Source organism: Streptomyces sp. SPB074 (genome assembly GCF_000154905.1).
GTDB lineage: Bacteria > Actinomycetota > Actinomycetes > Streptomycetales > Streptomycetaceae > Streptomyces.
Map to the genome: position 1 here is coordinate 2310856 of NZ_GG770539.1, position 10292 is coordinate 2321147.

A 10292-nucleotide genomic window follows, 5' to 3' on the forward strand; every position below is an offset into this window, starting at 1 on the left:
GGGCGGGGCCGCGGGGCGCAGGGGGAGGACGGCGCGGCGGGAGGGAGGACGGCGGGGTCGCGCGGCGCCGGGCCGGGGCAGGGACGCCCCGTCCCGCCGGGGCCCCGGCCCCTCACCCCGTACCGGCGCTCAGGCCCCCAGCGCGTGCGACACCGTGTGGATCACCAGGCCCGCGAGGGAGCCGACGACCGTGCCGTTGATGCGGATGAACTGGAGGTCGCGGCCGATGTTCGCCTCGATCTTGCGCGAGGTGTGCTCGGCGTCCCAGCCCGCGACGGTGTCGGTGATGAGCGAGGTGATCTCGGTGCGGTACGTCGAGACGACGTAGACCGCCGCGCCCTCGACCCAGCCGTCCACCTTCGCGCGCAGCCGGTCGTCCGCGCTCAGGCGGTTGCCGAGCGAGAGGAGCGCGGTACGGGCGCGCAGGCGCAGTTCGCTGCGCTCGTCCTCGGCGGCGGCGACCATCATGCCGCGCACCGTGCCCCACACCGAGGCGATGAGGTCCTGCACCTCGGCGCGGCCCAGGATGTCGTTCTTGAGGCGCTCGACGCGGGCGCGGGTCGGGCCGTCCGCCTGGAGGTCGGCCGCGAAGTCCGCGAGGAAGCGGTCGACGGCGCCGCGCGCGGGGTGGTCCGGCATGTCGCGCATCTCGGTGACGAAGCGGAGCAGTTCCTTGTAGACGCGCTCCCCGATGCGCTTGTCCACGAAGCGCGGCGTCCAGCCGGGGGCGCCGCCCTGCACGGCGTCCATGACGGAGTCGCGGTGGGTCACGAGCCAGTCGTGGGCGTGCACGCACACGAGGTCCACGAGCTTGCGGTGCCCGCCGTCGGCCACGAGGCGTTCCAGGAGCCGCCCGAGCGAGGGCGCGACCTCGGCGCTCGTGGCGCGCCGCGTGATGGCCTCGCCGACGACGGCCTGCACGTCGCTGTCGCGCAGGACGGTGAGCGCCCCGCGCAGCGCCGTCGCCGCCTCCGCCGTCACGCGGTCGGCGTGCGCGGGCTCGGCGAGCCACTCGCCGAGGCGGTGCCCGATGCCGATACCGCGCAGCCGGTCCCGTACGACGTCCCCGGAGAGGAAGTTCTCGCCGACGAAGCCGCCGAGCGCGGCCCCGAGCTGGTCCTTCTTCTGCGGGATGATCGCGGTGTGCGGGATGGGCAGCCCGAGAGGGTGCCGGAAGAGCGCGGTCACGGCGAACCAGTCGGCGAGCGCGCCGACCATCCCGGCCTCGGCGGCCGCCGCGACGTACCCCGTCCAGGTGCCCGCGCCCCGGTGACCGAGCCAGCTCGCGAGGGCGTAGACGACCGCGACGAAGAGCAGCAGCCCGAGCGCGAAGGACTTCATCCGCCGGACGCCCCGGCGTTTCTCCAGGTCGGCGGGGGTGAGATCGACGGGGCTGCGGGCGCCGCCGAGGGCGCGCGCGACGGAGCCCACGGAGCCCTTGCGGGGCGCGGCGGCGGTGGCGGTACGTGGCGGGGTGCCCGTCCGCGCATCCGCATCGCCGCCGGGTCCCGCGCCCGCATCCGCATCGCCGCCGGGTCCCGCGTCCGCACGCGCACGCGCACGCGCATCCGCACCCTCACCGGGCCCCGGGCCGGCACCCGCACCGCCGCCCGGCCTCGGCCCCGCGCCCCCGTCGCCGGTCGGCCCCCCTGATGCTCCGCCCATGCCGTCCTCCGCTCCCGATGCCGGTCCCGTTCCGGGCCCCGGTTCCGTTCCCGATGCCGGTTCCGCCCCCGTGATTTTCGCCTCACCCTCCCCCTGCGTCCCCATCGCCCCGCCGCCCTTTCCTCACCGTCGTGGCCCCGTGTCGCGGCCCCGGGCGCACCGCCCGGAGCTGGGCTTCGGGGCGCGAGAGGCCGTTCCCATTGTCCCCGCCGCGCTCACCGGGGGAACGGATCTGCGATTTCCGGCCTCTGTCGGGACGAAGGGTGCGCACAGCGCGACCCCCACCCATGTCGCATCATGGGATTGTCCGACCGGAGCCTCGGGCTCCCGCTGTCCGAGGAGAAACCCCGCACATGACCAAGCGTCACGGTTATGGCGTGCTCGCCGCCGTCACGGCCCTCGTGGTGCTGTGCTCGACCGCGCTCTTCCTGCTCGTGACCGGTTCCGGGCGGAGCAAGGACGAGGACACCGTCACAGCCGCCCCGCGCGCCGCGCGCGGCTCGGCGGCGCCCGCCGCCCCGGCCTCGTCGGGCGCCTGGGTCGGTACGTGGTCCGCGCCGCCGAGCGGCGCCGAGCCCGGCACCGTCCTTGACGGGCTCGCGGACCGGTCGGAGCATAACGTCGTGAACACCTCCGTTCCCGGCGAGGCGACGCGCGTCACGCTCTCCAACCTGTACGGGCAGTAGACCCTGTCGATCACGAGCGCGTCCGTCGCGCTCGCCGCCGCGCCCGGCAACCCCACGGCGGCGGCCGGCACCTTGCGCCGCCTCACCTTCGGCGGTGCCACGACCGTCGTCATCCCGGCGGGGGGCCAGCGGGTGAGCGACGCCGTGCGCCTGAGCGTCCCCGGCGACGCGGACCTCCTCGTCACGACGTACTCGCCCCTGGGCAGCGGCCCCGTCACCTTCCACGCGCAGGCCCGCCAGACCAGCTACCTCGCCGAGGGCGACCGGACGACCGACCCGGACGGGGCGGCGTACACGGCCCAGTCCCCCTACTGGCGGTACGTCACCGCCGTCGATGTCCTGAGCCACCGCCTCGGCGGGACCCTCGTCACGCTCGGCGACTCGCTCACCGACGGGCTGCACTCCACGAGCGGCGCCGACCACCGCTGGCCCGACCGCCTCGCCCGCCGCCTCGCCGAGGAGCAGGGCGCCCCGCGCTACAGCGTCGTCAACGCCGGGATCAGCGGCAACCGCGTCCTGCTCGCCGGGGCCGGCCGTCCCGCCGACAACCCGGCGGCCCTGGACCGCTTCGACCGTGACGTGCTCGGTCGCCCCGGGGTGAAGGCCGTCTTCATCGACCTGGGCATCAACGACATCCTGCGGCCCCCGCAGCAGTACGACGCCCGGCGGATCGTGGACGGGCTGCGCGAGCTGACCGCGCGGGCGCACGCGAGGGGACTGCACGTCGTCGGCGCGACGCTCATGCCCTTCGAGGGCCACCGGGGCTACACCGCGCGCGGCGAGCGGACCCGGCAGGCGGTCAACGCCGAGATCCGCTCGGGCCGCGTCTTCGACGCCTACGCCGACTTCGACCGGGCGCTGCGCGACCCGGCCCGTCCCGCCCGCCTGGCCACCCGCTACGACTCGGGCGACCACCTGCACCTCAACGACGCGGGGTACCTGCGGATGGCCGAGACGGTGAACCTGGCGGACCTGAAGGGCGCGGCACCGGCGCAGCTGTGAGCGGCCCCCGGCCCGCCGGGACGGGGGCCGGGGAGCCGGTGCCCGGCTGGGGGCGCGGGAAATCCCCGGGCCCGGCGGGCACGGCACCGGCGCCGCGGCTCGCGGCTCAGTCCTCCAGTTCCCGCCGCTCGCGCTCCTCCGTGAGGCGCCGCTTCTCGCCCTTCCTCGCCTTGCGCTGGACCCCCACCCCGCCCATCAGGGCGAAGCCCTTCACCGTCACCTGCGGCGAGTCCGGCGGGCCGTCGAAGAGCTGGTCGCCGCCGAACCCGCCCATGATCCCGACGCCCGAGACGCGCACCCGCAGCTCCGGCGGGACCACGACCGAGATGCCGCCCCAGATCGTGAAGCAGCGGACGACCGTCTCGCGGTCCTCGAAATCGGCCTCGCGCAGGTCGATCTCGCCGCCGCCCCACATCGCGAAGGCCGTGAAGACCTTCCCGGCCACCCAGCGGCCCCGGCGCGTGAAGCCGCCGAAGAGCGCGAAGGCCCCGCGCGAGGTCGGCTCCGCGCCGACCCGGCCCACGCGCCCGGCCCCGCCCGCGAGCGGCGCGGGAGCGTGTGCCGCGCTCCCGGCGCTCTCCGGCAGGTCCCGCGTGAGCGGCACGAGTTCCCCGTACGTGCGGGCCGCGTAGGCCGCGCCGAGCCGTACGTCGAACTCCTCCATGTCCAGGCGCCCCTCGGCGATCGCCTCGCGCAGCCGCTCGGCGACCCGTTCCCGGTCGGCGTCCGAGGCGCGCAGCTCCCCCTCGGCGAGCGGCGCGTCCGCGCCCGCTTTGGTCATATCCGTTTTCCTGGGCGGTAGTTCGGCCCGCTCGTCAGTCATGGGGCCACCCTACGAGGTGACCGCGCCGCTCCTGCCGCGCGCGTACATCCGGGCGATGACGGACTCGATGTCCGGTTCCCGCACCGAGAGGTCGGCGAGCGGGTAGTCGGCCGCGATCCGCGCCACGAGCGGCGCCGCCGAGGCCCCGGCGGGGAAGGCGAGCCACTGGCGCGGCCCCTCCACCCGCACCGTACGGGCGCCGGGCACCGAGACGGCGGGCAGCTCGCACTCCAGGTCCAGGACGAGCGTGCGCTCGCTCTCGCCCAGCGCGTGCAGCCCCGCCAGGTCCCCGTCGTGGACGAGGTGCCCGTGGTCGATGACCATGACGCGCGAGCAGACCTGCTCGATGTCGGTGAGGTCGTGCGTCGTGAGCAGCACCGTCGTGCCCCGCTCGGCGTTCAGCTCGCGCAAGAACTCCCGCACGCGTGCCTTGGAGAAGACGTCGAGCCCGATCGTCGGCTCGTCCAGGTACAGCACCTCGGGCGAGTGCAGCAGCGCCGCGCCGATGTCGCCGCGCATCCGCTGCCCGAGCGAGAGCTGCCGCACCGGCACGTGCAGCAGGTCGCCCAGTTCCAGCCGCTCCACGCAGCGGTCGAGCGTCTCGCGGTAGCGGGCGAGCGGCACGTCGTACAGGTGCCGCATGAGGCGGTACGAGTCGATGAGCGGCAGGTCCCACCACAGCGTCGTGCGCTGCCCGAAGACGACGCCGATACGGCGCGTCAGCGCGAGCCGCTGCCGCGAGGGATCGAGCCCCGCGACCCGCAGCAGGCCGCCCGAGGGCGTGAGGATGCCGGTGAGCATCTTGATCGTCGTGGACTTGCCCGCCCCGTTCGGCCCGATGTACCCGACCATCTCGCCGCGCCGCACCCGGAACGAGATGCCGTCCACGGCCCGCACCGCCCGCTTCTCGTACCGCAACAACGCAGTCCTGCGCCGGAGCGTGAACTCCTTCTCCAGGTCTTCGACGACGATGACGTCGTCCCCCGGCTCGCTCTCCACCACCTGTTTCCTTTCGTCCGTACGAGAACTCACCACGGCTTCCTCAGCTCCCCGTCGAGCGGTAGCCCCGCAGCCCCGTCCGCCAGGCGAGCCCCGCGAGCGCGAGCGCGGCGACGGCCACGAAGGGGGGCAGCACGGCGCACCAGGCGGGCAGGCCGAGCGGGACGGGACGGTCCAGGAGGTACGCGCCCGGGATCCAGTTGACGAAGGAGAGCGGCAGGACGAACGTCACCGCGCGCACCACCTCCTTGGCGAAGACGGTCGGCGGGTACTGGAGCATCGTCTGCCCGCCGTACGTGAACGCGTTCTCGACCTCGGCCGCGTCGGTCGCCACGAACTGGAAGGCCGCCCCCGCCACGTACACCGCGCCGAAGATCGCAGCGCCGCTCACCACCGCGTACGGGATCACCAAAACGCGTCCGGCGTTCCAGTCCACGCCCGCCGCGCTCAGCCCCCACGCCAGCACGGCGAGGCCCTGGAAGGTGCGGCCGAGCCGGTTGAGCGAGAAGCGGTCGGCGGCGATCTGCGCGAGCACGGGGGCCGGGCGCACGAGCAGCGCGTCGAGCGTGCCGTCGCGCACCCGCTGGCCGAGCCGCTGCGTCGAGCCGAGGAGGAGGTGGCACAGCCCGAAGGAGACCGAGGAGAGCCCGTAGAGGACGGCGAAGTCCGCCAGGTCGTAGCCGCCGAGCGCCTCGACGTGCGAGAACATCAGCAGGATCACGACGAAGTCGAGACCCGTGATCGCCGCCTGCGCGAAGAGGTTCAGCGCGAAGGAGAGGGGATACGCGAGCATCGAGCGCACCCACATGAGGCTCACCCGCCGGTAGGCGCGCAGACCGGTGCGCAGGGCGCCCCGTTCCCGTACCACCGGGGGAGCGGCGGATTCAGCCACCTTGGAGCACCACCCTGCGGGTCGCGGCGGACTGGAGGAGACGGCCGAGGCCGAGGAGCAGTACGGCCCAGCCCGCCTGGAAGCCGTACACGCCGAGGAGTTCGCCCCCCTCGTACGTACCGAGCAGGACGTCGGCGGGGACCTGGACGAGCGAGGACCACGGCAGCGCGCGGGCCACCTCGCCGAGCAGCCCGGGGAAGACGTTGAGCGGCAGCGAGACGCCCGAGAAGAACGTGGCCACGAAGACGTGCAGCCGGGTGATGCCGTCGCCGTGCAGCAGCCAGAAGGCGGAGAGCGCCACGAGGTAGCGCAGCGCGAAGCTCACGACGACCCCGAGCGCGACCGCGCCGAGGAAGCACAGCCAGCGCAGCGGGTCGGCGGGCACCGACAGGTCGAAGAGGAGCGCGCCCGCCGCGAAGGGCACGATCCCCCGTCCGAGCAGGTGGAACGCCGCCCGCCCGAGGTCCCCGGCGAGCCACCAGGACTGGAGGTCGGCGGGGCGGTAGAGGTCCACGGCGATGTCCCCGCTGCGGATGCGCTCGCCGAGCTCGACCTCGAACCCGCCCCCCATGACCATGGACGTCATGAGGATCGCCTGGCCGATCCAGACGTAGGTCAGCGCCTGCGAGAGCGTGTAGTCGCCCAGGTGGGGACGCTCCTGCCACAGCGCCTCATACGTATAGGCGAGAATGACGCCGAACACCGTGTTGGTGAACACCCCGGCGAAGGTCGCCCAGTGGTACGTCGCATAGCGGCGGAACCCACCGGCGGCGACTGCCGCGTAGAGCCGAACGGTGCGCACGACACCTCTCTTTCGGTGCGGATTTTCCGCGCGAATGGTGTGGATTCGGCCTTCGGGGCCAAAGTCACGAGCCTAGAGGGGAGCCGTCCACGCGCGCCACGCGTTTTACAACGGGGAAGGAATCACGAGCCGCCGAGGCGGGCACCGTGTTCCGACCGCCCCGCGCCTCGGTGCGTACGTGGGCACCGGGTGCACGAAGCGAAGCAGGAGTTCCGCACAACATGACCGACGAGCCGCAGCACGGCGACGGCGACCACACCGGGGACGGCAGGCAGTCCCGTCCGCAGGAGGCCGGGACACCCCGGCGCGAGGAGGGGAACGAGCGGAAGGAGTCACGCGAGGACCGGTCGGGGCGGCCGGGGAAGCCGGCGGGGTCGGCAGAGGCGGCGGGGCCTGCGGAGTCGGCGCGACCGGCGGGGTCTGCGGGCGGGCCGGGGGCGAAGCCGCGGGGCGGGGCCACCCGGGCCGGGAAGCCTGACACGGCCGGGAAGCCTGACACGGCCGGGAAGCCTGACACGGCCGGGAAGCCCGTCGGGGCCGGGAAGCCCGTCGGGGCCGGGAAGCCCGTCGGGGCGGGGAAGCCTGACGCGGCGTCGAAGGACGGGGCGAAGAGCGGGGCGGGCGCGGCCGCGAAGGCGGAGACCGCGCGGGCGGACGCCGGGAAGGCGAAGGCGGGGAGTGCCGCCGTAGCCGGTGACGGGGGGAAGGCCGCCGCCGAGCCCCCGAAGGCGACTCCGGAGGCCAAGGCCACCACCCCGGACGCCAAGGCGACCCCGAGCACCAAGGCCACCCCGGACGCGAAGCCCGCGCCGGGCGCCAAAGCGACCCCCGGCACCAAGCCCTCCGCTCCTCAGCCCTCCCCCGACGGTCCCCCCAAGGAGATCCCCGCCGAACGCACGACCCAGTTGCGCGTCCCCGGCGAGGGCGCCGCGCGTCCCGGGAGGCCGGGGCCCGGCGGGAAGGGGGCGAAGGCCGGGCAGGCCGCCCCGGCGAAGGCCGGGCCCGCCGCGTCCGCCGCGTCCGGGGCCGGTGCTCCGGCCGGTCCGCCCGCGCCCCCTCCGCCCGGTGGCACCGGCGCCGCCGCCATGGCCGCCGGTGACGGCGAGGGCGAGGGCGAGCCGCCCAAGAAGAAGGGCCGCAAATCCCGCAAGCGCAAGGGATGGCGCCGGCTCTTCCCCACCTGGCGCATGACCCTCGGCGGTCTCGTCCTGCTGATCCTGCTCCTCGGCGGCGCCCTCGCCGTCGGCTACGCGACCACCGACATCCCGGCGGGCAACCAGGAAGCCCAGCTCCAGAGCAACGTCTACTACTACGACGACGGCACCCTCCTCGCGCGCGACGGCACCGTCAACCGCGTCAACGTGAAGCTCTCGGAGATCCCGAAGTCCGTCCAGCGCACCGTGCTCGCCGCCGAGGACCGCGACTTCTACAGCGAGTCCGCCGTCGACCCGGCGGCCATGGTCCGTGCCGCGTGGAACACCGCGACCGGCAAGGGCAAGCAGTCCGGATCGACCATCACGCAGCAGTACGTGAAGAACTACTACCTGGACCAGGACCAGACGGTCACCCGCAAGGCCAAGGAGTTCTTCATCTCGCTCAAGCTCGACCGCGAGAAGAGCAAGGACGAGATCCTGGAGGGCTACCTCAACACGAGCTACTTCGGCCGCAACGCCTACGGCATCCAGGCCGCCGCCCGCGCCTACTACGACAAGGACGTCGGGCAGCTCACCATCCCCGAGGGCGCCTACCTCGCCTCGCTGCTCAACGCCCCGTCCGCGTACGACGTCGTCGTCTACCCCGAGAACCGGCGCGCCGCCGAGGCCCGCTGGTCCTACGTGCTCGACGGCATGGTGAAGCAGCACTGGATGACGAAGGCCCAGCGCGCGCAGGCGAAGTTCCCCGTGCCGAAGGAGCCCACGAGCACGAACTCCTCGCTCTCCGGGCAGCGCGGCTACCTCGTCGAGGCCGTCAAGAACTACCTCGGTGAGAACGGCATCGACAAGAACCACCTCACCAACCAGGGCTACCGCATCACCACGACCTTCAAGAAGAGCAACCAGGACGCCCTGGTCAAGGCGGTGAACGACCGGCTCATCGACAAGCTCGACAAGAAGAACCGGCCCGCCGACCGCAACGTCCGCGCGGGCGCCGTCTCGATCGACCCGAAGACCGGGCGGGTCCTCGCGATGTACGGCGGCATCGACTGGGTGAAGCAGTACACGAACAACGCGACCCGCGCCGACTTCCAGGTCGGCTCGACGTTCAAGCCCTTCGTCTTCACCTCCGCGCTGGAGAACCACTCCACGACGCAGGGCGGCGAGACGATCATGCCCGCGACGATGTACGACGGGACCAGCAAACGCCCCGTCAAGGGCAGCTCCATCCCGTTCAGCCCCGAGAACGAGGACCAGCGCGACTACGGCCGCATCCCGGTCAGCGTCGCCACCGACAAGTCCGTCAACTCGGTGTACGCGCAGATGGCCGTCGATGTCGGCCCCGCGAAGGTGAAGAAGACCGCCGAGGCCCTCGGTCTCGCCAAGGGCACCCCGTCCCTGGCCCCGTACCCCTCGATCGCGCTCGGCACCGCGACCCCCAGCGTGCTGCGCATGACCGAGGCGTACGCGACGCTCGCCAACCACGGCGAGCACAACCCCGCCCAGCTCGTCGTCAAGATCACCGACCGGGACGGCAAGCGGGTCGAACTGCCCGGGCGGAAGTCCACGCGGGCCGTCAAGCGCGAGGCCGCCGACACCACGACGTCGATCCTCCAGAGCGTGGTCGAGAAGGGCACCGCGATGGCCGCCCGCACCTCGGGCCGCCCGGCGGCGGGCAAGACCGGCACCGCCGAGGAGGACACCGCCGCGCTCTTCGCCGGGTACACCCCCGACCTCGCGACGGTCGTCTCGGTCATGGGCCAGGACCCCGAGACCGCCAAGCACGTGCCGCTGTACGGGGCACTCGGCGTCGCCCGCATGAACGGCGGCGGCCCGCCCACCGAGATCTGGGCGCAGTACGTCAAGCAGGCGCTCAAGGGGAAGAAGGCGCACGACTTCGACCTCAAGCTCGCCAAGGGCGCCAAGCGCAAGCCGCCCGTCTCGCAGGCCCCGAGCGACAGCAACAGCCCGGGCACGGGCACGGGCACGGGCCGGAGCGACCCGCCCGCCTCGCCCCCCGCCTCCGGCGACGACGGCAACGGCTCCGGCGAGCAGAACGGCACCGGCGACACCACCGGCGGCACCCCCTCCGGCGGCCCCGTGACACCGCCCGGTGGCGGCACGCCGAGCGGCGGCGCCACGGAACCGGGCGGCGGCGACAACGGCGGCACAGGACCCGGCGGCACCGACCCGGGCGGCGACGCCGGGGGCGCGGGAGGTGCCGGCGGCGCGGGCGGCGCGGGCGGCGCCGGGTTCGGCGGCGCGGGCG

6 protein-coding genes and 1 pseudogene are annotated in these 10292 nt (G+C 73.9%); 2 read left to right on the forward strand and 5 right to left on the reverse strand.

Annotation, left to right across the window (positions count from 1 at the left end; genetic code table 11):
- Positions 1 to 129: 129 nt before the first annotated feature.
- The gene (locus SSBG_RS09360; protein WP_008745932.1) at positions 130 to 1665 is read right to left on the reverse strand and encodes a DUF445 domain-containing protein; all 1536 of its coding nucleotides are present in this window, start codon (positions 1663 to 1665) and stop codon (positions 130 to 132) included.
- Positions 1666 to 2018: 353 nt separating this feature from the next.
- On the opposite strand from SSBG_RS09360, the pseudogene SSBG_RS09365 reads away from it, so the two are divergent.
- Positions 2019 to 3353, forward strand: a pseudogene (locus tag SSBG_RS09365) (SGNH/GDSL hydrolase family protein).
- A gap of 106 nt (positions 3354 to 3459) precedes the next feature.
- On the opposite strand, the gene SSBG_RS09370 reads toward SSBG_RS09365, so the two are convergent.
- From SSBG_RS09370 to SSBG_RS09385, 4 genes are all read right to left on the reverse strand, one after another.
- Positions 3460 to 4134 carry a DUF1707 SHOCT-like domain-containing protein gene (locus SSBG_RS09370; protein ID WP_037869337.1) on the reverse strand — a complete coding sequence of 225 codons (675 nt, stop codon included), beginning with the start codon at positions 4132 to 4134 and terminating at the stop codon, positions 3460 to 3462.
- Positions 4135 to 4185: 51 nt separating this feature from the next.
- Complete coding sequence (locus tag SSBG_RS09375; protein WP_037869338.1) at positions 4186 to 5175, reverse strand: ATP-binding cassette domain-containing protein; 990 nt, start codon at positions 5173 to 5175, stop codon at positions 4186 to 4188.
- Positions 5176 to 5218: 43 nt separating this feature from the next.
- Positions 5219 to 5983, reverse strand: a complete 765-nt coding sequence (locus tag SSBG_RS09380; RefSeq protein ID WP_234010736.1) for an ABC transporter permease — start codon at positions 5981 to 5983, stop codon at positions 5219 to 5221.
- Between the two features lie 76 nt (positions 5984 to 6059).
- On the reverse strand, positions 6060 to 6869 hold the full coding sequence (locus tag SSBG_RS09385) for an ABC transporter permease (protein ID WP_008745936.1): 810 nt from the start codon (positions 6867 to 6869) through the stop codon (positions 6060 to 6062).
- 221 nt (positions 6870 to 7090) lie between these two features.
- Between SSBG_RS09385 and SSBG_RS09390 the strand changes: the two genes are divergently transcribed.
- Positions 7091 to 10292: transglycosylase domain-containing protein (locus SSBG_RS09390; protein WP_267880258.1), on the forward strand; the 3202-nt coding region annotated here is incomplete at its 3' end.

What these genes read in the sequence shown, in the direction of transcription:
- SSBG_RS09360 (WP_008745932.1), bottom strand. Translation starts at nt 1,665, where the DNA reads ATGGGCGGAGCATCAGGGGGGCCGACCGGCGACGGGGGCGCGGGGCCG.
- SSBG_RS09370 (WP_037869337.1), bottom strand. Translation starts at nt 4,134, where the DNA reads ATGACCAAAGCGGGCGCGGACGCGCCGCTCGCCGAGGGGGAGCTGCGC.
- SSBG_RS09380 (WP_234010736.1), bottom strand. Translation starts at nt 5,983, where the DNA reads ATGTGGGTGCGCTCGATGCTCGCGTATCCCCTCTCCTTCGCGCTGAAC.